Here is a 26,652-nt window from a genome sequence, read left to right as displayed (position 1 = left end):
ATGGGAGCGAGGGCTGAAAACTGACCGTGGTGCGCGTTGTCAAGCCATCGAGGTTCATCGAGATCGACCCGTTCATAGGGATACGCAGGGCGTTATCGCGATTCCCCCAATATTTGATAAAGGCGATATTGGGGTGACTGACGGCGGTGGCATTCATGTTGGCGTTGTCCACATGGAAGACTCGATATTCCCCGTGATTGTACAACATTCTGAAGCGCTTGCCGCTTTTATTTTCCCGTGGGGGCGTCCAATTGGGAAGGTAACAACCATTCTTTGCCACCGAGAAGGAAGAGTTCGTTGAGAAAAAATGGCTCTACCGTTTTTAACGGGACTTCTTTTCTCAAACACAAAGGACACGACGGTCACAAAGGAAGAGCAAGAAGAATCCAATCTCTTTTTTTCCTTTCCGGCGCTCCCGCGTTATCCCAAACCCCCATGAAACGATCCTCGCAACATGCGGATGTGATCCTTGCTTATGATCATGAAACGCCTCGGCTCAACCATGCCGCCCCAGAGCGCGGGGGAATGATAAAGAAACCTCGCTCAAAACCGATTGACGATTCGCGCGCGGGTGTCTTCGATATGCCTGCGCATGGCGGCTTGCGCCCCGGCTCTATCACGGTTCTTCAAATGCAGGATGATCTCATCGTGTTGGCTGGAGTCGGCAATATACGGGTCGATGGATAGCGCGCGCTCGAGATCGTCGATCAGGCTTTGGACGAGGCGGGCGAGGCGATTGTTGCCTGTCGCCTGGGCAATGATCAGGTGAAACTCACGGTTAAGTTGATAAGCCTGCGCGCGCAAGGACGCGTCCACTTTTTGTTTGGCGAGCGCGCTTTCCTGTTTGTTATTGTCTATCAATTTGTCGATATTGGCTTCTGAAATGCGCTCCGAAGCGATGCCGATGGCTTCCACTTCCACCATGGTGCGCAGGGAAAAGATTTCGAGCATATCCTCCAGGGTCAGCCGGGTCACGACGTACCCAACGCGCGGCAACGCCTCTACAAAACCTTCATGCACAAGCATGATCAACGCCTCGCGGGTGGGGGTCTTTCCAATATTGAATTCCAGCGCCAGATCCGCTTCGTTCAAGACCGTGCCTGCCGTTAATTCGCTCGAAATGATCTTGCGTTTCAACTGTTCGTAGATGAAGGATTTCTTGGTGCCTGCTTTGCCCATGCTCGTTTTCCTGTGCGTTTTCATCCATTCGGCTTTATCGGAAATAAGACAAAATCCTTAGAGAGCGCTTCTTAAGTTTTTTTGGACACGGATCACACGGATGTCACGGAGAAAACCATTTTAAAATCCGTGTTTGACCGTGTAATCCGTCAACTTCGTGTACTTACGAAACAGTGTCTTAGTTGGGCGCTGACCGCGAAGCGAGCAGAAAACGCGGATTTTTTCTCTCTTTGCATCAGCGTTCATCTGCGTCCTGAAAATTATTTCCGACAGGGTCTATTATACAGAATGTTTGGTAGAACGTTCCATGAATAGAGTGGGGTGATCGCATTTGTTTTTTTGTTTCAGGACTTACGCAGTTGGCGGGCAGTTCGATTTGCCAAGCAAATCGTGCCGCCGCCGCAGTGCAACTACGGCGCAAGAGGTTCAACTGCGTAAGTTCTATGTTTGCTACTCCTCGCGAATTCATGCTACTCCTTCTCGGAAGAATTTGCGCAGATTGGCGAAACGTAGCGGATACGCAGACAAACGACCGTGTTTCGAACCTCGAGATTTTCAGGACTTACGCAGTTGGCGGGCAGTTGTACTGCCGCCGCCGCAGTGCAACTACGGCGCAACAGGTTCAACTGCGTAAGTCCTATTCTAATGCGACTGCCCTAATGAACAGATTGACATTTGCCTGATAGTCATTATAATATGTTATAAACATGTTATAACGGGACTTTTTACTTGTCAACTCTCTTAGGCGAAAGGAGGCGCATCGGTTTACAGATCATGAAACATTGCGAACCAGCGTGTTACTCTATCAATTAAAGGAGAAAAGATATGACGGAGAAAATGAAGGTTTATATCAGCCGCAGAGAGTTTCTCAAACTGGCGTCTCTCGGCGCATTGGGAACGGCGCTTGCCGCCTGCGGACCGCGCATCACCTTGACGCCTGAAGATACGGGAAGCGAACCCCAGCCTACCGATGAACTCGCTCCGGCCAACCCCGATGCCGTGCAATGGTGGGTAGGCTGGGGCGAACTGGTTCCCATCTTTGCCTCGTTCAAGGAAATGGCGAAGTACAAAGAATTACTCGGGTCGACCGATGTCGAGATGAAACCCAGTGTTGCGAATGAGGCGCTCTTCACCGCCCTTGCGGCTGGCTCTCCTCCCGATGCCGCTTCCAACGTGCCGTACCCCGACCTGTTCACCCGCGACGTCTGCGTTGACGTGAGCGATTGGGTCAGCCAGAGCTCCATCGTCAAAAAGGAAGACTACATCAGCGGCAACTGGGATGCCGGCTTCTATAACGGCAAACAATACGGCGTTCCCACGCTGGAATGTTTCGTCCGCTTCGGCATGGACTACAACGCCAAAATGGTGGAAGAAGCGGGCTTGGATCCAGATGCTCCCCCTGTTACATGGGATGAGGCGCTCGAATGGCATCGCAAGTTGACCAAGTTCGATTCCGCTGGCAACCTGTTGACCATCGGTCTCGACCCCTATGATGCGGAAGGCGGCGGTTTTGGCGACGGATTCTTTGCCGCCCGCTCCTGGGGTTTCAAGTGGTTCGATCCCGCCACTGGCACATTCGACCTTGCCAACGACGGTATGGCGGAAGCCTTTGACGTGATGGGCGAGTTCTATCGCATCGTCGGTCCCGACCAGATGGCGGGTATGCGCTCTGTCGCCGCGAACGAAACCTGGGGCGGATCGTTCAATGCCGAAGTGCAAGCCATGATCATCGAAGGCTATTGGCACCCTGGCGAGACTCAGGCGCAAATGCCCGAAGTGGCGAAAAATAACCGCGCCACCTGGGTTCCCGTCCCTGAGAGCCGGCGCGGCGCGAAAGTGCAAGGCACAGGCGGTCACTTCAACGTCTTCTTCAAAGACGCGAAGAAATCCGAAGAAGCGTTCAAGTTCGCCGAGTTCCTCAACTCGGATGAAGTCTGCGAAAAGATGTTCAAGGATTTGGGCTGGCTTCCCGCCTACAAACCTTTCCTTGCCAAAGCCGACCCGAACGCCTATCCTGGCTTGAAGTTCTACTTCGACTCCGTCAACGAAGCGACCGAGATCGAGAACGCGATCGCCTGCCCGATCCAATCGTTTGTGGAAACCGCTTATGGCGAACTGCGCGAAGCGGTCTACCGCGACACGATGACGGGCGCCGACGCCGCCGCGGAATTCCAGAAGCGTTGCGACACCGAATACAAGAACGCCGGCTTCAAATAAATCTGTTCATGCAAGGGGTTTCTGTGGAAGCCCCTTGCATGTATTATTAATAGGACTTACACAGTTGAACCTGTTGCGCCATAGTTGCGCTGCGGCGGCGGCACGATTTGCTTGGCAAATCGAACTGCCCGCCAGTTGCGTAAGTCCTGATTAAAGGGATAGACCGCCATGAATCTCCCCTTTCTGAAAACCCGCAGTCAACGCGATACCCTGCTTGGAGTTCTATTTGTTTCACCCTGGTTGATCGGCTTTCTGCTCTGGACGCTGTATCCGCTGATCGCCTCGTTGTATTACAGTTTTACGCGCTACGATCTTCTGCGCCCCGCCGTGTGGATCGGGCCTGGAAATTACATCGAACTTTTCACCGAAGACGCCACCTTTATCAAAGTGATCGGCAACACGCTATATTATGTCTTGCTCAGCGCGCCGCTGGGAGTGATTTCAGCGTTCCTCATGGCTTCCCTGCTGAATACAAAAATCGCGGCGCGACCGTTCTTCCGCGCCATCTTTTTCTTCCCCGCCATTGTGCCGACGATTGTGGTAGCGATGGTTTGGCAGTTTTTGTTGAACACGCAATTCGGCTTGGTCAACGCGCTCATGCAGGGATTGGGACTGCCCGTCATTCCCTTCCTTTCCAGCCCCGATTTGGCGAAACCGTCGCTCATTATGATTTACATGTGGGCGCAGGGCAACGCCATCATCATCTTTTTGGCGACCTTGCAGGATGTGCCGCGTAGCCTGTACGAGGCCGCCGAGCTGGACGGCGCGAATATCTTCCACAAGTTCTGGCATATCACCATCCCGATGTGCACGCCCGTGATCCTGTTCAACCTCATCATGGGCTTCATTGACGGCTTCCAGTCTTTCACGCTCCCCTGGTTAATCACGGGCGGCGGACCGAGCAAGTCCACTGAGTTGTACGGCTTGTACCTCTATCGCAACGCCTTTGAATACCTGCGCATGGGCAAAGCCGCCGCGCTGGCGTGGATGTTGTTCATTGTGATCGTGATCTTTACCTTTATCCTGTTCCGAACATCCGCCCGCTGGGTGTACTACGGTAGCGAGAAATAGGAGGATGCCATGAACATGCAACCCGCAATCCTGCCAACCTCCCAACAGCCCCAACCCAAAGCGAACAAACGCAAGCGTCTGGGCGTTGGTGAATGGATCGCTGAAATCGTCAAGTACGCGGTTTTGATCCTGCTCGCGATCACATTTGTCATGCCGTTTTACTGGATGTTCTCTTCGGCGTTGAAGAACGACGCGCAGGTGTATGTCGCGCCGCCCATCTGGTTCCCCAGCCCCGCCTTTTGGAACAACTTCCCCGACGCCTGGAATAGCCAGCCGTTCACGCAATACATGATGAACACGTTGTTCCTCTACGCCGTCCCTTATACCATTGGCGTGGTGTTGTCTTCCGCGATCGTGGCATACGGCTTTTCGCGCATCCAATGGAAGTGGCGCGATACGCTTTTTTATCTATGCCTTGCCACGATGATGGTTCCGTTTCAAGTGCAGATGGTTCCGTTGTTCATGATCTTCAAACAACTCGGCTGGATCAATTCCTTCCTGCCGCTGATCGTCCCCGCCTTTTGCGGAAGCCCCTACTACATTTTTATGCTCAGGCAGTTCTTCCGCACCATCCCCTCCGAACTTTCGGACGCGGCGCGGATTGACGGCGCGAGCGAGTTCGACATTCTCTTCCGCATCATGCTCCCGCTCTCGCGCCCCGCGCTGACGGTGGTGGCATTGCTCTCCTTCATCGGCGCGTGGAACGATTATCTCGGTCCGTTGATCTACGTCCACGACCAGAGCAAATTCGTGCTGGCGCTTGGCGTGGAAAATCTGCAACGCACCTTTTCCTTCAACAGCACCATTGCCAATGCCTATCCTTATCTGATGGCGGTCAGCACGCTGGTGGTCTTGCCCATCCTCATCATCTTCTTCTTCGGTCAGCGCGTGTTCATCGAAGGCATTTCGATGACGGGGTTGAAGGAATAGACATTATTGGAAATTTCTCTACCATACATTTTTCGGATTAGGACGCTGACCGCGAAGCGCGCAGAAAACGGAGATTTTTTCTTTTATCAGCGAAGATCAGCGTTTTTCAGCGTCCAAAAGGTTTTTGGTAGAGAATTGGAAATAACTGTCCCGAAGGCTTTTTTCCAGCAAGTCAAAAGAGAGTATCAGCCTTCGGGACGTTTGCTTTCATGAATATTGACATCGCAAAAATCCCCTTCACGCATTACGGTTCGTATCTTGCGTTTTCGATTCTCTCCGAAACCTCCGAGCGCAAAGCGGGGCTTTATCTGCGTTCCGTGCGCGGACCCGCCACCGGCGGGCGACCTATGCAGGAACTTTTACGGATGGAACTGCTCGCGGATGGGCAACCAATTCCGTTTGAGGCGTCAGCGGAGTCGCATCGGCTGGGATTAAGCGCGGGGAACGGCAAACAGGCTGAGGCTTGTTTTGAAGCGGCGGATTCCATCCGCTTTCGTTTGCGCGGCATTTCGATCCGCTTTTCGATGCCGGCGGGCGCGTACGATAACATTATCTCGACGGATGAAAATCATTGGCGGCTGACCGTCCATACCATGTTGGAGACCAAACTGGGATTCACCGCGCTGAAAGGGACGTTGGAAGTGGACGCGCCCTGGGACGCGGAACACTCGGAGCGCATCTCTATCACGCTCAAGCCTGATTCTAACCATGAGGGCGAATTCGCCGTTGATGAATCCACCGTCAATTGGCGGATGCGCGAACATTCGCTTGCGTTCGACGAGTGCGTTGCGCGGGTTGCAAACGAACTCGATGGCTTCATTGAAAAACTTCCCGCTGTGCCGGCACAGTACGAGCAGGCGCGGCGGCTGGCGGGATATATTTTGTGGTCGTGCGTGGTCGCGCCTGAAGGGCATCTTACCCGCCCAAGTATTTTCGCCTCCAAGAACGGGATGATCGGCAGTTGGAGTTGGGATCATTGTTTTCACGCTCTGGCGTTGGCGGAGAGTCACCCCCAGTTGGCGTGGGATCAGATGATGGCGCTCTTCGACCAGCAGGATGAAAGCGGCGCATTGCCCGACCTGATCAACGACCGACTGATCTCGTGGAGTTTTTGCAAGCCGCCCGTCCACGGTTGGATTTTGAATCGCATGGCGCAGACCAGTTCCATTTTGACGCATGAGCGCTTGGCTGAGATTTACGAGCCGCTTTCGCGCTGGACGAATTGGTGGTTTACCCAGCGCGACGACGACCACGACGGCATTCCGCAATGCAATCACGGTAACGACGGCGGCTGGGATAACAGCACGGTATTCGCCGCCTCGCCGCCGATCGAGTCGCCGGAGATTTCGGCGTATCTCGTTTTGCAAATGGAGTTTCTTGCCGACGCGGCGCGGAAACTTGGCAAGGCGGATGAGTCGGCGCAATGGCTTGCCCGCGCTGGGGAACTGACCGGGAAATTGTTGGATCATTTCTGGCGGGGCGATCGTTTCATCGCCGCGCAGGTGAGCGGGCATGTTGAAATTGAATCGCAAAGCCTGCTGTTGTTTATGCCGCTCCTGCTCGGGAAGCGCCTGCCGCAAGATGTTCGTGAGAAGATGATCGCGCGGCTCAAAGTTTCTGGCGAGTTTCTCTCCCCGCATGGGTTCGCCACCGAAAACATGAACAGTCCGTTCTATCGTTCACGCGGCTACTGGCGCGGACCCATCTGGGGCGCGCCGACGTTGATTCTGTTCGACGCGCTGATGGCGTGCGATGAGATCGAATTCGCCAACGAGATCTGCCAGCGTTTTGTGGATTTGGTCGCGCGAAACGGTTTTGCCGAAAACTTCGACGCGCAGACCGGGCAGGGCTATCACGATTTCCATTTTTCATGGACGGCGGGGATCTGGTTGATTCTCGCGCATGGGCTTCCGTAACGCAAGATGTATCTTGCAACGCGCGACAACACAAATTTTGCAATGCGAGAATTCAGACCATTAAAATGCAAAGCGCTTTTGAAATCGTTGGTCTCGATGCGCTCCTCAAGAGCCATTCGAGGCGGCTCGACCAACGCTTTGACTATAGGAGAACACCATGACAAAAAAACCGTTTGTTCACCCCTACATTCCCAACTCGGTCCCTGCCGTGAAGGAGGCGATGCTGAAGGCGGTGAATGCCGCAAGCGTGGAGGATTTCTACGCGGATATCCCCGAGTCGATTCGCTTCAAGGGCCGGTTGAATTTGCCTGAGCCGTTCCTTTCGGAGGCGGCGCTGGCGCGGCATGTGGAGGGCTTGCTGGCGAAGAATCAGTCCACGCGGGATGTGTTGAGCTTTCTCGGCGCGGGGTGCGCCCAACATCACGTCCCCGCCGTGTGCGACGAAGTGAACTCGCGCAGTGAATTCCTCACCGCCTACGCGGGCGACCCATATGAAGATCACGGGCGTTTTCAGGCGTTGTTCGAGTATGAAAGCCTGATGGGCGAACTGCTCAACATGGACGTGGTCAATGTGCCGGTCTATGACGGCTTTCAAGCCACAGCCACCGCGCTCCGCATGGCGGGACGGATCACAGGACGGACGATCGCGCTGTTGCCCGCAACGGTGATGCCCGACAACCTCTCGAAGATCCGCGATTACCTCAAGCCCGATATGCGGGTGGAATTGATTCCGTTCGACGAGGCGACGGGCTTGATGGATGTGTCGGCGTTGAAGAAGCAGGTCAACGCGCAGACAGCGGCGGTGTTCATCGAGAATCCATCGTATTTGGGATTCTTTGAAACGCAAGCCGAAGAGATTGGGAAGATCGCTCACGCGGGCGGCGCGATTTTCGTTGTCGGCGCGGATCCGATTTCACTGGGCGTGATCAGCCCGCCCGTCGAGTATGGAGGCGATATCGTCTGCGGCGACATTCAGCCGCTGGGCATCCATATGAATTACGGCGGCGGTCATGCGGGCTTCATCGCTTCACGGGACGAAGAACAATATGTGATGGAGTTTCCATCGCGATTGTTCGGAGTCGCCACGACCAGTGTGGAAGGTGAGTATGGTTTTGGCGATGTGGCTTATGAGCGCACGTCGTTTGCGGCGCGCGAAGAAGGCAAGGAATGGGTCGGCACGGCGGCGGCGTTGTGGGGTATTACGGCGGGCGTGTATCTGGCGTTGATGGGTCCGCAGGGCATGGAGGAGTTGGGGCGCGGAATCATGCAGAGGCTGAGATATGCCATGAGGAAACTGAATCAGGTGTCGGGCGTGAAGACGCGCTTTTCCGTCACGCCGCATTTCAAAGAATTTGTGGCGGACTTTAACGGGACTGGAAAAACCGTCGAGCAAATCAATCAGGCGTTGTATAAAAAGGGAATCTTCGGCGGCAAAGATCTGAGCGCGGAGTTTCCGTCGCTGGGGCAGTGCGCGTTGTATTGCGTGACTGAAGTTCACACGCAAGCCGATATGGACACGCTGGCAGATGCGATTGCGGAGGTAACGAAATGAAACACGAAACAAAGACTCATAGCGCGGCGAGAGCCGTTGCGCCCAAGCCCGCCCTGCGGCGATTTCATCAGGCGCGTTGGGATGAGCCGATTATCTTTGAGTTGAGCGCGGCGGGTCAGCGCGGAGTTCTGCCGCCCGAACCCGAAGCCGCGGTTGTGGAAGCCGCTGGCGATGTGTTCGATAATCTTCCTGCAAGTTTGAAGCGCAAGCGCGCGCCCGAACTGCCAGAGATGTCGCAGTTGCATGTGCTGAGACATTACCTGCGCCTCTCGCAGGAAAATCTCGGCGTGGATTTGAACGTGGATGTGGGTCAGGGAACCTGCACGATGAAATACAGCCCGAAGGTCAACGATCAGTTGGCGCGTTCGCACAAGTTGACTGAACTGCATCCGCTGCAGCCGCTGGAAAGCGCGCAGGGCATTCTTGAAGCGATGTATAAACTCGAAGGCATGTTGAAGGAAATCTCAGGCATGGAGCGCGTCACGCTTCAACCTGGGGCGGGGTCGGCGGCGATCTACGCCAACATCTCGATGATCCGCGCCTATCACGAAGCGCGCGGTGAAGCGGCGCAGCGCATGGAAGTCATCACCACATCGTTCTCGCATCCTTCCAACGCGGCGGCGGCAAAAGTGGCAGGCTACAAAATCATCACCCTGCCGCCCGACGCCGACGGCTATCCCGATTTTGAGGCGCTGAAAGCCGCCGTCTCCGAACATACCGCCGCTTTGCTGATCACCAATCCCGAAGATACGGGCATCTTCAACCCGCGCATCGAAGAGTTTGTGCGATTGGTTCATTCTGTCGGCGGGCTGTGTTCGTACGACCAGGCGAACGCCAACGGCATTTTGGGGATCACGCGCGCCCGCGACGCGGGCTTCGATGTCTGCCATTTCAATTTGCACAAGACGTTTTCCACGCCTCATGCTTGCGGAGGTCCAGCCGCGGGCGCGTGCGGGGTGACGAAAGAAGTCGCGCCGTTCCTGCCCACGCCGACCGTTGAGTTCGACGGCGAGAACTATGTTCTCGATTACAACCGCCCGCAAAGCATCGGCAAGATTCGTCCGTGGTATGGCGTTGCGCCCAACCTGCTCAAAGCCTACGCATGGATCATGAGTCTCGGCGCCGACGGTCTGCGCGAAGCGGCGGAGATCGCCGTGCTCAACAACAATTATCTGCTTCATCAGGTATTGAAAATCCGCGGGGTGAGCGCGCCCTACGCCAAAGGCAAACGCCGCATCGAACAAGTCCGCTATTCGTGGGAGCAACTCGCCGACGATACGGGCATTCACACCGACGACATCGGTTGCCGCGTGGTGGACTTTGGCACGCACTACTGGACGAGTCATCATCCCTTCGTTGTGCCTGAGCCGATGACGCTCGAACCCACCGAGTCCTATTCGCGCGAAGACCTCGACGAATACGCCCGCATCCTCAACCAGATCTCCGAGGAGGCATACACAAACCCCGAAGTCATCCGCGCCGCGCCGCACAACAGCACGATCCACAGGATCGACCAGGAATCGTTCGACGACCCCAAGGCGTGGGCGGTCACCTGGCGGGCGTATAAACGGAAATACAAAAAGTAAATACCCTCATCCCCAACCCTTCCCCCAAAGGGGAAGGGAGTTCCCTCTCCCTTTGGGAGAGGGCTAGGGTGAGAGAGCGATTCACAGACATGCACCGCATCGGACTCATCGTCAACCCTCTCGCTGGAATCGGCGGGCGCGTGGGGCTCAAAGGCAGTGACGGGATCGAGACTCAGCGCCGCGCGTTGGAACTTGGCGCAGTCCCGCGCGCGCCTCATCGCGCCACGTTGAGCCTGCTTGCCCTCCTCAAGCCTGATTCTCCGCTGATGGTTTTCACCGCTCCGCGCGAAATGGGCGAGACCTCCGCCAGCGAGGCGGGTTTCGCCCCGCGCATCGTCGGCGAGATTCATTCGGGCGCGACCACCTCCGCAGACACGCAACGTATCGCGCGCGAGATGACAACTCTCGGTGTGGACTTGCTCCTCTTCGCGGGCGGCGACGGCACAGCGCGGGATGTTTGCGCTTCCGTTCCAGCGGGCTTTCCGTGTCTGGGAATCCCTGCGGGCGTGAAGATTCATTCGGCGGTGTATGCCGTCAATCCGCGCCACGCGGGCGAACTGGCGCAACTCTTTTTCGATGGCAAAGCCCGCCTGCGCGAATCGGAAGTGCTGGATTTGGACGAAGAGTCCTACCGCGCGGGCAAAATGATTCCGCGGCTGTTTGGGACTCTGCATGTGCCGTATCGTCCGCTGTTGTTGCAGAATCAAAAGATCGCTAGTCCCGCGTCCGAGGCGCGTCAACTACAGGCGATTGCGGCAAACGTCATCGAACACATGCAAACAGACGTCGCGTACATCCTTGCGCCTGGCACAACCATCCGCGCCATCGCGCAAGCGTTGAATGTGGAGAAGACTCTGGTCGGCGTGGATGTGGTCTGCAACGGCAAACTCATTTTGCAAGACGCGACTCAGGCGCAACTGCTCGACCTTGTGAATGGAACGCCGGCGCGAATCATTGTCACCCCCATCGGCGGGCAGGGTTTTTTGTTCGGGCGCGGGGACCAGCAGATTAGTCCCGAAGTGATTCGCAAGGTCGGGCGCGAGAATATCATCGTCGTCAGCGCCTCCAGCAAATTGAATGCCCTGCGCTTTCAACCGTTACTGGTGGATACAGGCGATGAAATAGTTGACCAACTGCTCGCGGGATATTTCCCTGTGATCACGGGCTACAACGAGCAGATGATGTGCAAGGTTGGCGCGTAACTCTCTACCGTACATTTGCACCGCTAAACCCGCAAAGAACGCAAAGAAAACCTTCTTAACTTGGCGACCTTGGCGCGCTTTGCGGTAAAAATCTATCATGTACGGTAGAGAAGCGCGTAAAAGAAAAACGTCCCGAAGGTTTTCGTCAACCGCCAAAGTACCTTGAAACCAACCTTCGGGACAGCGCAAGATTTTCAAAAGGAGACCCCATGAAACGACTCGAAAACAAATGCGCCATCGTCACCGGCGGCGCGTCGGGCATTGGCAAAGCCACCGCGTTATTGCTCGCGCAGGAAGGCGCGGCGGTGGTGATTGCCGACATCAATCAACAGCAGGGCAAACAGACGGAGGAGGAAATCAACTCCGCCGGCGGACGAGCGCTCTTCGTTCCCTGCAACGTTTCCAAAGCGGAGGATTGTGAGCGCGTCGTGCAGACCGCCGTCGAAAACTTCGGCAGTCTCAACATCCTCTTCAACAACGCGGGCATCATCCGCCGCGCGAGCGTAACCAATATCTCCGAAGAAGATTGGGATCTGGTCATGGCGATCAACGTCAAATCCATTTTTCTGATGTGCAAATACGCCGTGCCGCATCTCGCCAGACAGGGCGGTTCCATCATCAACACGGGCTCGGGTTGGGGCATCAAAGGCGGACGCAACGCGATTTCATATTGCGCGTCGAAGGGCGCGGTGGTCAACATGACGCGCGCGCTCGCCATTGACCACGGTCCGCAAAACATCCGCGTCAACTGCGTCTGCCCGGGCGACACCGACACGCCCATGCTTCGCAATGAGGCGCAACAACTCGGTCAGGCGGAGGACGCGTTTCTGGCGGAGGCAAAGGAACGTCCGCTCAACCGTTATGCCCAGCCCATCGAGATCGCGCAGTCGGTCTTGTATCTCGCCAGCGACGAGGCGAGTTACGTCACAGGCGCGGTGCTGGCGGTGGATGGCGGCGGCACGGCATAGGGATTAAACGGCTCTACTTCGAACCATCCGAAACCGAAGATGTTCAAAATATTTTCTTTGCGTTCTACGCGCGCTTGGCGGTTCGAATTGGGTCTTGGTAAATGACACATGATAAACGACTGGGAAAACCCTCAACTGCAAGGACGCGGGCGCGAACCCGCTCATGCGAATTCGATTCCGTATGAGACGCAGGAGGAAGCGATTCGCGGACTGTGGACTCGATCCGCGTTTATTCGTTCGCTCAACGGGACGTGGCGCTTCGCCTTCGCCCCGAATCCTGATTCGGCTCCGAAAGATTTTCACCTCCCCGATTCCTCTGTGGACGAATGGGACTCGATCCAAGTCCCTGGCAACTGGCAATTGCAGGGCTACGACATCCCTTACTATACCGATGTGCAATTGCCCTTCCCGCCCGACGACGTGCCGCGCGTGCCAAGGGACGATAACCCGACGGGATGTTATCGCCGCTCGTTCGCAATTCCCGAAGAGTGGCATAACCGCCAAATCTTTTTGCGCTTCGATGGAGTCGACTCCGCGTTTCATGTCTGGGTGAACGGGGTCGCAGCGGGATTCAGCAAAGACAGCCGCTCGCCCGCCGAGTTCAACATCACCGCGTATCTTCGCGCAGGCGAAAACACGTTGGCTGTGCGCGTCTATCGCTGGTCGGATGGGACGTATCTTGAGAATCAGGATATGTGGCGGCTGAGCGGCATCTTCCGCGATGTGTATCTATGGTCGGCGCCGAACATCCATATGCGGGATGTGAGCGTGAATGCCGATTTGGATTCGACGTACACTGACGGCTTGCTCACGGTGGAGGCGTGGATCAAGAATCACGGTCAGAGTCGGGCTGGGGGGGTGGAATGCAGGTTTGAACTGCTCGACGCGCAGGGAAGGTCGGTTGCGCAGAATCAGGCATCGGCGGGGGTCGAAGCGGGCGCGGAGTCTGGGATGACGATTCAGGCGCGGGTGGCGAATCCGCAGATGTGGTCGGATGAAAGCCCCAGTTTGTATACCGCGCTTTTCCAGGTATTCAAAGACGGCGAACTGCTGGAAGTTCAATCGTGCCGCGTTGGGTTTCGTAAAGTGGAAATTCGCGGCGGGCATTTGTTGTTGAATGGCAAACCCGTTTTGATCAAAGGCGTGAACCGCCACGAGCATGATATGACGACGGGACATGTTGTGACCGAGGAATCCATGCGGCGCGATCTGGAATTGATGAAGCGCTTCAATATCAACGCCGCGCGGACATCCCACTACCCGAACGCGCCGCGCTGGTATGAATTGTGCGACGAGTATGGCATTCTGCTGTTTGCCGAAGCGAACATCGAATGTGACGGCGCGCTTTCGTATCTTTCCAAAGCGCCCGAATGGCGCGAGGCGTTTTTGGCGCGGCTCGAACGCATGGCGCGCAATTATCGCAACCATCCGTCGGTGATCGTGTGGTCGTTGGGGAATGAGTCGGGCTTTGGCGAACATCACCGCGCCATGGCGGAATGGATTCGCGCGTTCGATCCGTCGCGCCCTGTGCATTATCACCCCGCCGGCTCCGACGCGGCGGTGGACATTCTCGCGCCGATGTACCCCAGCGTGGACGACATTGTTGCGCTGGCGCAAAAGGACGACGCGCGACCCATCATTATGTGCGAGTACGCGCATTCGATGGGCAACGCGGTTGGAAATTTAAAAGAGTACTGGGATGCGATCGACGCGCATCAGCGTTTGCAGGGCGGATTCATTTGGGACTGGGTCGACCAGGGCTTTCAGCGCGTCACGGACGACGGGCGGAGTTGGTTTACCTATGGCGGCGATTTCGGCGACGAGCCGAACGACGGCGCGTTCTGTTTGAACGGCTTGGTCTTTGCGAACCGCGAGCCGAAACCCGCCTTATGGGAATACAAGAAGATTCTTCAGCCTGCGCGGGTTGAATTGCTGGATGAGGCGCAAGGCTTGATTCGAATCCACAACCGCTATTTCTTTTCATCGTTTGAACATCTGCGCTGCGAGTGGACGTTGACGACAGGCGGCGCTGCGATTCAATCCGGCGGGTTGGATATAGCGTCCATCGAACCGCAATCGAGCATGGATGTGAAAGTCCCGTTTGCGTTGGTGAATGAGGTATCGTCTGCGCGGCTGGAGATTCGTTTGATGCTGGCGCGGGATACGCTCTGGGCGAAGGCGGGGCATGAAGTGGGGTGGGAGCAGGTGGAGGTGGAAGGTGTGAAAGGGAGAGATTGGAGATTAGAGAGTGGAAAGTGGAAAGCGGGGGGCGGTTTATCATCCACGGTCAAAGTATCTGAAATCCAGGATCAAATCATTGTTTCGACACTCGACGCGCAAATTGTTTTCCATCGTGAGAGCGGCAGACTCACTTCGCTTCAACAAGACGGGCGTGAATTCATTTCCATGCCGCCGCGTTTGAATTTCTGGCGCGCGCCGACGGATAACGACATCGGCACATACGGGCGCGAGCGCATGATGTTCACGTGGAAAGATGCGGGCTTGAATCGGCTGGAAGAGAAGATTCAATCTGTGCGCTGGGAACAGACTGAGGCGAGTCAGATGCGCGTTCGCGTTCAATCCAGCATCGCGCCGCGCCGCGCCGAAGGGCGCTCGCTGTGGTGGAACTGGCTTCTCAATCAACTCGCGCTCGTCCTCACACAGACGTGGAACGAGCAGGAGTTGAGTCGGATCGCGGATGAACTCGGCGTGAAGTATTCCGAACTGGCAGGCGTGAAGAAATGGCAACGGGTGAAAGAATTGCTGGAGGTATGCGACAAAAGCGGAAACGGCTATCGATCCCTGCAAGTGATCGGGCGCTGGCTCGACCAGACCGACCCCGATGTCTTCGAGTCGGTCAAGCATCGCCTGACGCGTTTGCGTTCGCTGGATGAAAAACAGTTCGAGCATGAGTTCCGCCTGCGCGACGATTTTCATTTTGACTGCGAAACCGAATACGCAGTAAGCGCCGATTCCGAAATTCAGATCGCGACGCGCATCGCGCCTGTGGGCGAGGTCGCCGCCCTGCCGCGCATTGGCTACCTGCTTGCCCTGCCCGCCGAATACGACGAGTTCTGGTGGTATGGGCGCGGTCCGCTGGAGACCTACCCCGACCGACAACAGGGAATGAGAATGGGCGTCTTTCATGGAAAAGTGGATGAACAGTTCATCCCGTATGGTCGTCCACAGGAGACGGGCAACAAATCGTCCGCGCGTTGGGCGGCGTGTGTGAATCGGGATGGGTATGGCTTGCTGGCGTACAGCCCCGAACCGCTCAACGCGGGCGCGCTCCATTACACCGCGCAGGATTTGGAGTCGGCTCGTCATCCCGTGGACTTGGTTCGCCGCCCTGAGGTTTTTCTCACTCTTGATTTCCGCCATGCGGGTCTGGGCAACGCCAGTTGCGGACCAGGCACACTGCCGCAATACGTTCTCCAACCCGCAGTGGGCGAGTATCGTTTATGCTTGCGCGCGATCTCATCGAAGGATTCGATTCTTTCTCACCGCGGAGTTGTGAACTGATGTTACGCCGTTGATGTCGATTTGGTCCTCGTAATGCGACATTCATGTCGCCCTTGCGCAAGACCAGCCTCAAGCGCGAGCTAGCGCCGATGAAAAATTTAACCGAGCAATCCTTACCCGTTCTTTTGAATCACGGAGACCCTTGAGAAATGCTCATTTTCTCTGTGTTGGCTGTGGCAAAAATGACTTTCGCAAGAGATCTATTGGCTTGTCTCAGTGTTTCCGTGACTCAGGAGTTCGGCTTATTACTCGATTAATTGTGAAAAGAACAATATCCCGCGTTACAAGGATTATTGCGTACCCTCAGCGCCTTTCTCTCCTTATGCAGTCTGCCGCAGAGCCACAGAGACGCCGAGAAAGTTTTTTATTTTTTCCACCTACCCCGAACGTGATGCGCTCTGTTACTTATTCAGGCGCATGGGGCAGCCATCACCTCGCCACCAGCGCCAGTGGGCCCTTCGGGTTAATCAGCGATTGCAACTCGCTGTATGGCACCAGCACCGTTTGCGGTCCCACCGCGTACGGCGCGACCTGATATTCGTCGAAGGTGATCATGATTCCATCGCGCGTGATGTTCCAATTGCGGTAGTTCTTTTCCATCGGTTCCGCGCCTTGCTCAAACCCGCCATAGAACCCAATGTCGCGGCGGCTGAGTTCGGCAATGCAAAAACTCGAAATCGCGCTCAAGTACCCGCTGTCGGCGGCGAATAGATCTTCGAGCGAAAGTTTCTTCCCTTGTTCGAGATCATAGTTAATCGTCATGCTGTAGTGAAAGGGATGAGCCGCCCCATCGGTATAGCCGGAAAAGTTGAATTTCAATGCCCATAGCGCGTTGTTTTGGTAGACGAGAACGTATTGGGCATCGAAGGAACTGCCCGACGTGATCGGCGTGGCAGACATGTGGGCAAGCACATTGTCGCGGAAATATTGGATTTCCTCCTGCGTCATTTTTTCCACTTTGTTGTTAAAGTCTACGACGCGCTCATCCTCACTGCCAACCAGCCGGGGAATCTGACCAGTGATGATATACCTCGGCGACGCTCCCTCCTCCCGCATCGAGACTGTCGTGAGGCTGACCCGGCTACTCAACGGAATCGCCTCTTGTGTGGGTTTCACTTTGGCAGTGGCAGTGGGCGCTGGCGCGATAGGTATGCACGAGCCCAGAATGACAATGGCAAGACCAAAAACCATGCCGGTGATCCTCGAAAAAGTGTCCATCGCATCCTCCTTTTCGCTTTTTAACGATGACGGCTTTCTCTGAGTTCCAACCAAAATTTTTCGCGTTCGTTTGTTAGGGTTCGCCGACTTCCACGAGTTCGAACCCCGTCACCACTGGGGAATTTTCATACGATGCGGCAGTGACCCCAACCTTGCCGGCGCCGAGTTCAAAACGCGAGACATCCACGCGGCGGAGGATGTTCTCGTTTACAAGCAGAGTTAATGTGTCGCCGGAGCACTCCAGCCCAATGGATTGACTGGCGCCGCTGGGTTGCGCGTCTTTGATCAGGCCGTCGGTGATAGGGGTATATTCCGCGACTCCCAGGGCGAGCCATTTTCCGTAGAGGATGTTGTAGAGCCCATCGGCGGAGAGGTTGAATTCGAGCCAGCCATCCGTTTCGCTGTAACGACAGACCAATCCCGCCGAGGCGGGCGCGCCAGCCAGGTTTTGATACTGGGTTTCGATGCGCACATCGGCGTAGTCTTCCGGTCCGTAGAGGGCGTAGAGCCAGGTGAAGGCTGAGTCAATTTGAAGCAGGAGAGACCCGTTCGCCACGTTGACCGATGGGACAGAATCGTTCCCAGCCTGTAAGATCACCCAGCCGGCAATTGAGTCGTTGAACTCCTGAACAAAGAATCGCGGGAGCGCGGTTGGCGAAGGCTCGAAGGTTGGAGTCGGTTGAGGGGTTGGCGTATCAGGCTCGCCCTGAGTTTGATCGAAGGGCAGAAGGGTGGGGAGAGGCGTTGAGGTGGGGAAGAGCGAGCCCGCGGGAGTGGGGGTCGAAGTCGCGCTTTGGCAGGCAGTGATGAGGAGCAGACATCCAAGAAGAAGTTTTTTCATCGGCTTCTTATAACATAAACGATCATCCAGCAGTTGAACTGCTGGATGATCGTTGCGAAAGCGATACGCCAGCAGTTCAACTGCTGGCGTATCGCTTTAGAGTGGAGATGCCGGGAATTGAACCCGGGTCCGAAAGACTCGACCCTCGGAAATCTACGAGCGTAGCCTGCCGAATTTTTTCATCACAGGGATCTCGGCGGGCAGGTAACCCTGTGACCATCTGCTGGTCTTTCGCGCATTGAGCAGAGTCATACGCGGCACTCACACCATTGTTTCGCCCGGTCCGTCACCGGGTGGAGGACGGCTCCGGCGGACGTGGCATCCTAAGACGCCAACTGTTATGGTCTCATCGCATTAAGCGGCGAGGGGCATAGCAGCGTAGGAAGTGCGATTGGCACTTGATTGTTTGCGCTGAGTTTACGAGTTCGGCGCCTCTCGGCTCGCATTCCGGGACCAGCCTCTCCCGTCGAAGCCTGTCATCCCCGCGATTGGGAGTGATCCCGTTTTGCAAAATCATTATAGCATACTTGCAAGCGAGGCTTTCGGCTTGCCCTTGCGCCTTCTTTATGCTAGACTGTTGCAATACTTTTGTCAGGAATGACGCGCATGAGCGAAAAAATTCTTATCATTGACGACGATCTCGATACCCTGCGCCTCGTGGGGCTAATGCTTCAACGCCAGGGATATCAAATCAGCGCGGCAACCAACGGTCAACAGGGTTTGGATAAAGCGTTCGAGGAAGACCCCGACCTGATCTTGCTCGATATTATGATGCCGGATATGGACGGCTATGAAGTGACCCGCCGGTTGCGGGCGAATCCATCCACGACCGAAACTCCCATCTTAATGTTCACCGCTAAAACCCAATTAGACGATAAAGTAATCGGGTTTGAAGTGGGGGCAAACGATTATTTGACCAAGCCCACGCATCCCTCTGAATTGCAAGCGCGCGTTAAAGCGTTACTGGCGCGCGCCAATGAAAAGAAGGGTGAAAGCGCGCCCGCCGTTCCGGTGAGCGCCGGGCAGGAGGGATTCGTCGTCGGCGTGATCGGCGCGCGAGGCGGGTTAGGCGCCACCACCGTGGCTTTGAACGTTGCCGCTGGCTTGCACACCCGCGCCAAGGGATACGTTATCCTCGCAGAGATGTTGCCCGGTCATGGCGCGTTATCGCTGGAACTGGGGCTGAAGGCATCCACCGGGTTGGTGGATATGTTGAGCGCCACAAAGTTATCGGATATCACGTCGGATAGCGTGCGGTCCTCTCTCACGCGCCACGCCTCCGGCTTGAACATCCTGCTGGCTTCCGACCGTCCACGGGATATGCACTTGATCGGTCAGAGCGCCAACTACGGCGCGTTCATCGCAAAACTGGCAACGCTGGGGCGCTATATCATCCTTGATCTCGGCGCGGGGCTACAACCGTTCACACAAGCGGTGCTTCCTCATTGCAATGAGATCTTTGTGGTGCTTGAAGGCAACCCCAACACGATCATTAGCGCCAAGGCGCTCATCGAGGATTTGAATTCCTTTGGCGTCAATTACAAAAACATTCACCCTGTGCTCAACAACCGCGTGAGGTCGGATACGCAGTTGCCCTCCAGTCAGGTGCAATCCAAGTTGGGATATGAGATCCTCACCACCCTCACCCCAGCGCCGGAACTTTTCACGCAAGCCACCCGCACACAGACCCCCGCCGTCGTTTGCCAGCCAGACAGCCTGACCACCCGCCAGATCGTCAAACTCGTTGACTTCATCGCCGAACAAGAAGCGATGCCTCGATGAGCTCCCCCTCCGCCCCTGCAACAGCGTCTGACGCTTTGCGCGCGGCAGAGTTATTCCGTAAAGCCAGGCGCGTTGTTATCTTAACGGGAGCCGGCATTTCCACCCCCTCGGGAATCCCAGACTTTCGCTCGGAGGGAACAGGGTTATGGTCTCACAATGAGCCGCTTGAAGCCGCGTCGCTCACCACGTTTCGAACTTCCCCTGAAAAATTTTTCCAATGGTTCCGCCCGCTTGCCGGGCAAATTTTTAATGCGCAACCCAACGCGGCGCATCTCGCGCTCGCCGACCTTGAAAAGCACGGCGTTGCCGTCACCATCGCAACCCAAAACATAGACGGGCTTCATCAAAAAGCCGGTTCTCGCAAAGTCTTCGAATTGCACGGCACGATCCGCACGCTTTCTTGCACGCAATGTTTTAAAAAGTACGAGTCGCCGCCGTTCTTGCAAACTTATATCGAGGCTGGAACCATTCCCCTATGCCCAAGTTGCGCTGGAATTCTCAAACCAGATGTGATATTGTTCGGAGAACAATTGCCACAGGCGGCATGGAATGAGGCGCAGCGCGAAACGCGTCAAGCCGACTTGATGCTGGTCGCCGGTTCCTCACTCGAAGTCCTGCCTGTGGCGGGGCTTCCGATGCAAGCGGTTGACCGCGGCGCGCACCTCATTATCGTCAACAACACTACCACCTATATCAACGTCCGCGCGGATGTGGTGTTCATGGACAATGTGGAAACCATCCTGCCGGAGATTATACAAAGAGCGATCCATGGCTGAAATTAAAACCCAAACCCTCGGAAGTTACCTGCGCTTGATCGAAATCTCGCGCGACCTTGCCTCCACCCTCGACCTTGATATCCTATTGGACGATATCGTGCGCGCCTCGGCAGACATCACGCACGCCGAAGCCGCCTCGATCTTGTTATACGATGATACCGCGCGGCAATTATATTTTCAGGTTGCCACCAATATAGACGATGCCACCATGCGCGGGCTTGTCGTTCCGCTCGAGAAAAGCATCGCGGGTTGGATCGTGTTGAACCGCAAATCCCTGCGCATCGACGACGCCGAAAAAGACGAGCGCATCTTCAGCGAAGTAGACCAGACCATCGGGTACTCCACCAAATCCCTGTTGGGTATCCCGCTTGTCACAAAGAACAAAGTGGTAGGGGTGCTCGAAGTGGTGAACAAAAAACGCGGCAAGTTCACCGATGCGGACGAATCGATGCTCAGCGTGCTGGGCGCGCAAGCGGCGGTTGCCATCGAGAATGCCCGCCTCTTCCAACAATCGGACCTGATCCAGGAGTTCGTGCACGAACTGCGCACGCCGCTGGCTTCGTTGAGCACCGCCACCTATCTCCTGCTTCGCCCCGAGATGTCGCGCGAACAACGCGACCAGATCGTCAACAACATCCACAACGAAACCTTGCGGCTCAATTCGCTTGCGTCATCTTTCCTCGACCTGGCGCGGCTAGAATCGGGACGCGTGCAATTTCGCAAAACGCGCTTCAGCGCGGCAGACCTGCTCTACGAAGCCCGCGATGTGATGATGACCAAGGCGCAGGAAACGAACATCCAGATCCGCGTGGATGTCCCCAATGATCTCCCGCTGATGGAAGCCGACCGCGACAAGATCAAACAGGTATTGCTCAACCTGACGAGTAACGCCATCAAGTACAACCGACCGAACGGTTCCATTCTGATCGCGGGCAATTACACCGACAACGATCTATCGGTCCTCGTGCAGGATAGCGGTTTGGGAATTCCGGAAGAATCCATCCCCCATTTATTTGAAAAATTTTACCGCGTGCGCGACCACGAAGGCAAAGCGACCGGCACCGGGCTTGGGCTTTCGATCTGCAAGCAGATCATCCAGGGGCATAATGGGCGCATCGAGGTGAAGAGCAAGGTGGGTGTTGGCACTTCGATCACGTTCTACATCCCGCGCGCCCAGCGGACAATACCCAGGGAATAAAAAAACGGCGACCGAGAGGTCGCCGTTTTTTTTACAGATCAGGGCTTACGCAGTTGGCGGGCAGTCGCACTGCCACTGCCGCAGTGCAACTACGGCGCAACAGATTCAACTGCGTAAGCGCTACGGATTTAACACAACTTTCAGCGCGCCGGGTCGCGTCGCATGTTCGAATGCCTTCATCGCGTCCGTCAGCGAATACTCCGCATCGATCAACACCGTCGGGTCCACCTGGCGGGATTCCATCAGCCGCAAAGCCGGCTCGAATGGGCCACAGCGTGAACCGATCAGGTTGATCTCATCCACCACGATGGATGAAAAATCGACGCTCATCTCGCCTTTATATGTGGATTTCAACACCAGCGTTCCTCGCGGACGTATAGCCTGCCTCGCCAACGCAAACCCGCTCGGCGACCCGGTCGCTTCCACGACAACATCCCACCGCCAGCGTTGAATCTCTTCTTCGGTAATGATTCGAATCCCGCGCGCGGTTAACAATTCCTGTTGGCGTTTGTGCCGCGCAACCACGCGCAAATCGCAGCCGGTCAACGCCAGCGTCTGCGCGATGAGTTGACCGAGCCGCCCCGCGCCAACGAGCAGGACCCGGTCGCCCGGCTTGATGTTGATCTGCTCTTGAATCTCAAGCGCGGCGGCAAGAGGCTCGGTGAACACAGCCATCCCGTCCGGAACAGAAGCGGGGACTCGGTGAAGGTTGGCGACGGGCAGGCAAACATACTCGGCAAATACCCCGTCACGGTTGACGATTCCCAGCACGGTTCGAGACTCGCAATGTGTGGGGCGTCCGTTCAGGCATTGTTCGCATTGACCGCACACCGCATTGATCTCGCCCACCACGCGTTGACCGACCCACGAAGCGTCATCCGCTTTGGCTACTTCGCCCACGAACTCATGCCCCAGAATTCCCGCGTATGGATAATATCCCTTGACCAGTTCGAGGTCGGTACTGCAAATACCGGCTTTGCGAATCTTTATCAAAGCCTCATTGGGTTTTTGAGGTTGAGAGACTTCGCGGAAATCGATCTTGTTATTCTCGAGCCAAAGCGCTTTCATCTACTCCTCCGTCGCCATCCAACGATTTCGCCCGCCGTTCTTTGCCGCATACATGGCGGTATCGGCGCGATGCAGGAACTGTTCCCAGTCTTCCTGCCCGTTCTTGAATTGCGCCACGCCGATGCTCACAGTCAGCGAAATGCTCTTTTGTTTTGCCGCTTCCACCTGCAAGGTGCGGATGTGGGCGCATAAACGCGAAGCCTGTTCTTGAGCGGCGTTCAATTCGCTATTGGGGAGCACGATCAGGAACTCCTCGCCGCCGTAGCGACCGAGGGTATCCGGGTGGCGGATCTGCTCGCGCAGTCGCGCCGCGATCGTGCGCAGGGCTTCATCGCCCGCGGCGTGACCGTATGTGTCGTTGACTTGTTTGAAGTGATCGATATCCACCATCGAGATGGACAACGGCGTATTATATCGCGCGGCGCGGATGACCTCTTCCTGCAAATCCACAATGATCTTGCGGCGGTTCGGCAAAAAGGTGAGCGCGTCGGTATTGCTGATCTCGTGCGATTGCGCCAGCACTGCCTTGAGTTCGATCTCTTTGATCTCCAGGGTGCGTCGAATCCGCCGGACTTCATCCTCCAGCGCTCTAAAATCGTTCACCAGTTGGTTGTATTCCTTGTTCAAGGTATCGTTATCTGGCACCGCGCCTCCCAAATTGACGTTCGAGCACGTCTACAGAAAGATGGATCATCGTCGGTCTCCCATGCGGACACGTCCGCGGCGAATCGCAGGTTTCGAGGTCGGCAAGCAGGGCGCGCTGTTCTTCGTTGGAAAGCGACATGCCCGCTCGCACCGCCATACGTTTGCATACACGGGCGGCGAGTTTTTTCTCCACTTCATCTTTCAGCGGCGCCTCATCCTCTTCAAAATCCTCTACCAGCGCCCGCAACGCCGCGGAGGGATCACTGCCTGAGAACAAGACGGGCATCGCGCGGATTTGGAACGTGTTCGGACCAAACTCCTCCACGTCGAAACCAAAATACTTCAAAACCGGCAATTGCGACATGAGCAATTGGGTGGATTGGGGCGGCAAGGTGACCGCAACCGGCGTCAGCAGGGCTTGCGAGGCGATGCTCTTCATCTCGCGTTGCGCCATGAGTTTTTCGAACAACACGCGTTCGTGCGCGGCATGTTGGTCGATGAGATACAGCCCATCGGGTCCCTCTGCCACAAGGTACGCCGCGCCGATCTGACCGATCAACCGCAAGAGAGGGATGCGGGCAAACGATGAGGATTGAACTTGAGAATTGGGAGAATGGAGATTAGAGGTTGGAGATTGAGCGTCAGTCTCTGGTTCGCCGTGCTGAGCCTGTCGAAGCATCAAGTCTCCGTTCACTGATAACTGATCACTGTTCACTTGATTATCATGCCCAATTGTCCAATCCAACCCCACTGAATTTGATTCCACTGACACACTTCGCCCTCCCCACAAACTCGGCGCGACATTCGGAACCGGCGAATACGCCAGCAACGCCTTCCGCGCGGATCGTTGCACGAAACTGAACACTTTATCTTGATTCCTGAATCGCACCTCCGCTTTGGCGGGATGCACGTTCACATCCACATCTTCAGGTTTGATCTCGAGGAATAATGCCGCGAGAGGATAACGCCCCACCATCAACAGCGTATGATACGCCTGCATCAATGCCGTAGACAATGCCACCTCATGTACCCAGCGCCCATTAATGAAAAAAGTAATTTCTTTTCGATTGGAGCGCGTGAGCGATGTTGGGCTGATGAAGCCCGCGAGGGTCATGCCCTCTTCCATGGAGTGGACTTCAAGCATTTGCTTCGCCACATCCACACCGTAGAGCGCGGCAAGGATGGCGCGACGGTCGCCATCGCCCGCCGTTTGCAAGACCACATTCTTTCCGTCGGTCAGTTTGAATCGTTTCGCGGGGTAAGCGAGCGCGTAGCGCGCGACCAAGGTATCGATGGCGCGGCGTTCGGTCGTATCCGTTTTGAGAAATTTCAAGCGGGCGGGAACGTTGTAAAACAGATCCTCCACGCAAATCACCGTTCCAACGGTAGCGCCCACTTTAGTCGGCTTCTTACTCTTCCCGCCTTCGACCATGAACCGCGCCCCTTCTTTTTCACCACCCACCCGCGAGGTGATCGTCATCCGCGACACAGAGCCGATCGAGGCAAGCGCCTCGCCGCGAAACCCCAGCGTCACGATGGAAAAAAGTTCATCGGAGCGAACCAGCTTCGAGGTGGCATGACGCGAGGCGGCAAGTTCCAACTCGTCCGCAGGGATGCCGGCGCCGTCATCCGCAATTTCGATCCGCTTTTTTCCCGCCTCCTCCACATGGATGGCGATCGTGTTTGCGCCGGCGTCGAGCGAGTTTTCGAGCAATTCCTTCACCACCGAAGCGGGGCGCTCGATCACTTCGCCCGCGGCGATCTGCGAGGCAACTTCCGGCGAAAGCATGCGGATGGGCATGACGCGATTATACCCGCCCTTGACAGCCGATTTTTCGCGCGCAAGAAACGGGCGAGTATTTTATAATCGCCCGATGCGATTCTCAACCCTCTTCTTCGACCTCGACGACACGCTCTACCCAAACTCCAACGGTTTATGGCAGGCGATCCGCGGGCGCATCCAGCAATATATGATCGAGCGCATGGGCATCCCTGAAAAAGACGCGCCCGCCTTGCGCGAACAGTATTTCAAAATGTATGGCACCACGTTGCGAGGTTTACAGGCGCGGCACAAGATCGATACGGATGATTTTCTCGCCTTTGTTCATGCTCTGCCTCTCGGCGATTACATCACCCCCAACCCGATTCAACGGGACATAATCGCTTCGCTTCCCCAACGGAAACTGGTCTTCACCAACGCCGACGCTAATCACGCCCGACGCGTCCTCGCCGCGCTCGACCTCGGCGATCTCTTCACCGGCATCGTGGATATCAACGCGGTCGCGCCGTATTGCAAGCCCATGCCCGAATCCTTTGCCATTGCGCAGGAACTTGCCGACGAACCCGACCCGCGCAAGTGCGTGATGATCGACGACCTGTCGCGCACCACCCGCGCCGCATTGGATGTAGGCATGGCAAGCATTTTGTACGGAACCGATGAACCCACCTCCGAAGCGAGCGGCGTATTGACCGATTGGACTCGTTTACCGATATTGTTGGGAAATTAGGCTCTCCCGTTTCTGACGGGATTACGACTCGCAGGAAGATTCTTTGCCACGAATTTACACGGATGTTCACGAATGTTTTAAACAATCCGTGTGAATTTGTGAAATCTGTGGCTAAGGTTTTTGGGCTTTCCCGTTAATAACAGTAGAGCCGGAAATTAACAATCCCGAAGGGATGGCAAGATTGTAGAATTTATCCAAGCCAAAATCAAATCCCGAAGGGATGATATATTTCTGACTTCGGCGTCGGAACAGAAAATCCAATGATCCGCTTACATCATTTAAATAGATTCGTTGCGCATAATTCAGCAAACATTAATCACGGCATAGTATCTTAGGAAAACCATGCTCATGTCATTCTGAATACTATGAAGCCGTCAAGGTTTTTTGAAAAACCAGGGGATTGACAGCAACATAGTTGGGAAGGTAGGGTTGTTGCGAGCGGACGACAGCACAAGCAATCTTGAGGATCTTGTT

19 protein-coding genes, 1 other RNA gene and 1 pseudogene are annotated in these 26,652 nt (G+C 55.8%); 13 read left to right on the top strand and 8 right to left on the bottom strand.

The annotated features are described in order from the left end of the window. Both AC16KF_RS04555 and AC16KF_RS04550 read right to left on the bottom strand, forming a co-directional pair. Positions 1-208, bottom strand: a pseudogene (locus AC16KF_RS04555) (hypothetical protein); the annotation flags it as partial. 335 nt (positions 209-543) lie between these two features. Then, entirely contained in the window at positions 544-1,179 is a 636-nt protein-coding gene (locus AC16KF_RS04550; protein ID WP_484036115.1) for a GntR family transcriptional regulator, read from the bottom strand. Positions 1,180-2,004: 825 nt separating this feature from the next. On the opposite strand from AC16KF_RS04550, the gene AC16KF_RS04545 reads away from it, so the two are divergent. The 9 genes from AC16KF_RS04545 (at position 2,005) to AC16KF_RS04505 (ending at position 16,143) form a co-directional block, all read left to right on the top strand. Continuing rightward, positions 2,005-3,396 (top strand): substrate-binding domain-containing protein, encoded by a 1,392-nt coding sequence (locus tag AC16KF_RS04545; protein WP_484036114.1) that lies wholly within the window; start codon positions 2,005-2,007, stop codon positions 3,394-3,396. Positions 3,397-3,564: 168 nt separating this feature from the next. Further along, complete coding sequence (locus tag AC16KF_RS04540; RefSeq protein WP_484036113.1) at positions 3,565-4,467, top strand: carbohydrate ABC transporter permease; 903 nt, start codon at positions 3,565-3,567, stop codon at positions 4,465-4,467. A 9-nt stretch (positions 4,468-4,476) separates the two neighbouring features. Next, on the top strand, positions 4,477-5,397 hold the full coding sequence (locus tag AC16KF_RS04535) for a carbohydrate ABC transporter permease (RefSeq protein ID WP_484036112.1): 921 nt from the start codon (positions 4,477-4,479) through the stop codon (positions 5,395-5,397). A 209-nt stretch (positions 5,398-5,606) separates the two neighbouring features. Then, on the top strand, positions 5,607-7,313 hold the full coding sequence (locus tag AC16KF_RS04530) for an amylo-alpha-1,6-glucosidase (RefSeq protein ID WP_484036111.1): 1,707 nt from the start codon (positions 5,607-5,609) through the stop codon (positions 7,311-7,313). Positions 7,314-7,470: 157 nt separating this feature from the next. After that, positions 7,471-8,865 (top strand): aminomethyl-transferring glycine dehydrogenase subunit GcvPA, encoded by a 1,395-nt coding sequence (gene gcvPA, locus AC16KF_RS04525; RefSeq protein ID WP_484036110.1) that lies wholly within the window; start codon positions 7,471-7,473, stop codon positions 8,863-8,865. Then, positions 8,862-10,451, top strand: a complete 1,590-nt coding sequence (gene gcvPB, locus AC16KF_RS04520) for an aminomethyl-transferring glycine dehydrogenase subunit GcvPB (RefSeq protein ID WP_484036109.1) — start codon at positions 8,862-8,864, stop codon at positions 10,449-10,451. Before gcvPA ends, gcvPB begins: the two co-directional genes overlap by 4 nt. Before the next feature lie 68 nt (positions 10,452-10,519). After that, the gene (locus AC16KF_RS04515; protein WP_484036108.1) at positions 10,520-11,653 is read left to right on the top strand and encodes an ATP-NAD kinase family protein; all 1,134 of its coding nucleotides are present in this window, start codon (positions 10,520-10,522) and stop codon (positions 11,651-11,653) included. A gap of 209 nt (positions 11,654-11,862) precedes the next feature. After that, positions 11,863-12,621, top strand: coding sequence for an SDR family NAD(P)-dependent oxidoreductase (locus tag AC16KF_RS04510; RefSeq protein ID WP_484036107.1), 759 nt, complete (start codon positions 11,863-11,865; stop codon positions 12,619-12,621). A gap of 108 nt (positions 12,622-12,729) precedes the next feature. Further along, positions 12,730-16,143: a glycoside hydrolase family 2 TIM barrel-domain containing protein gene (locus AC16KF_RS04505; RefSeq protein WP_484036106.1), complete on the top strand. Its 3,414-nt coding sequence runs from the start codon at positions 12,730-12,732 to the stop codon at positions 16,141-16,143. A 429-nt stretch (positions 16,144-16,572) separates the two neighbouring features. Here AC16KF_RS04505 and AC16KF_RS04500 read toward each other — a convergent pair whose 3' ends face one another. From AC16KF_RS04500 to ssrA, 3 genes are all read right to left on the bottom strand, one after another. Then, the gene (locus AC16KF_RS04500; RefSeq protein ID WP_484036105.1) at positions 16,573-17,361 is read right to left on the bottom strand and encodes an RsiV family protein; all 789 of its coding nucleotides are present in this window, start codon (positions 17,359-17,361) and stop codon (positions 16,573-16,575) included. A gap of 73 nt (positions 17,362-17,434) precedes the next feature. Further along, positions 17,435-18,202: a hypothetical protein gene (locus AC16KF_RS04495; RefSeq protein ID WP_484036104.1), complete on the bottom strand. Its 768-nt coding sequence runs from the start codon at positions 18,200-18,202 to the stop codon at positions 17,435-17,437. Between the two features lie 99 nt (positions 18,203-18,301). Beyond that, positions 18,302-18,686: a transfer-messenger RNA gene (gene ssrA, locus AC16KF_RS04490) on the bottom strand. A gap of 122 nt (positions 18,687-18,808) precedes the next feature. Between ssrA and AC16KF_RS04485 the strand changes: the two genes are divergently transcribed. The 3 genes from AC16KF_RS04485 to AC16KF_RS04475 are packed head-to-tail and all read left to right on the top strand — an operon-like array spanning position 18,809 to position 21,958. Beyond that, positions 18,809-19,984 carry a CpaE/TadZ family protein gene (locus AC16KF_RS04485; RefSeq protein ID WP_484036103.1) on the top strand — a complete coding sequence of 392 codons (1,176 nt, stop codon included), beginning with the start codon at positions 18,809-18,811 and terminating at the stop codon, positions 19,982-19,984. Next, positions 19,981-20,760, top strand: coding sequence for an SIR2 family NAD-dependent protein deacylase (locus tag AC16KF_RS04480; protein WP_484036102.1), 780 nt, complete (start codon positions 19,981-19,983; stop codon positions 20,758-20,760). The genes AC16KF_RS04485 and AC16KF_RS04480 overlap by 4 nt, the downstream gene beginning before the upstream one ends. Beyond that, a complete protein-coding gene (locus AC16KF_RS04475) occupies positions 20,753-21,958 on the top strand; it encodes a sensor histidine kinase (protein WP_484036101.1) in 1,206 nt (401 codons plus the stop codon). The genes AC16KF_RS04480 and AC16KF_RS04475 overlap by 8 nt, the downstream gene beginning before the upstream one ends. Before the next feature lie 120 nt (positions 21,959-22,078). On the opposite strand, the gene AC16KF_RS04470 is transcribed toward AC16KF_RS04475, so the two are convergent. From AC16KF_RS04470 to mutL, 3 genes are read right to left on the bottom strand one after another with little or no spacing between them, the layout of a single operon-like run. Further along, a complete protein-coding gene (locus AC16KF_RS04470) occupies positions 22,079-23,026 on the bottom strand; it encodes an MDR/zinc-dependent alcohol dehydrogenase-like family protein (protein ID WP_484036100.1) in 948 nt (315 codons plus the stop codon). Beyond that, positions 23,027-23,671, bottom strand: a complete 645-nt coding sequence (locus AC16KF_RS04465; RefSeq protein ID WP_484036099.1) for a GGDEF domain-containing protein — start codon at positions 23,669-23,671, stop codon at positions 23,027-23,029. It abuts the gene before it with no gap. Continuing rightward, positions 23,661-25,472 (bottom strand): DNA mismatch repair endonuclease MutL, encoded by a 1,812-nt coding sequence (gene mutL / locus AC16KF_RS04460; RefSeq protein WP_484036098.1) that lies wholly within the window; start codon positions 25,470-25,472, stop codon positions 23,661-23,663. The genes AC16KF_RS04465 and mutL overlap by 11 nt, the downstream gene beginning before the upstream one ends. Before the next feature lie 73 nt (positions 25,473-25,545). Between mutL and AC16KF_RS04455 the strand changes: the two genes are divergently transcribed. Further along, a complete protein-coding gene (locus AC16KF_RS04455) occupies positions 25,546-26,178 on the top strand; it encodes a pyrimidine 5'-nucleotidase (protein ID WP_484036097.1) in 633 nt (210 codons plus the stop codon). Positions 26,179-26,652: the final 474 nt, after the last annotated feature.

This window comes from Candidatus Defluviilinea gracilis, from assembly GCF_057138825.1.
This window is presented reverse-complemented; position numbering and strand designations above follow the sequence as displayed.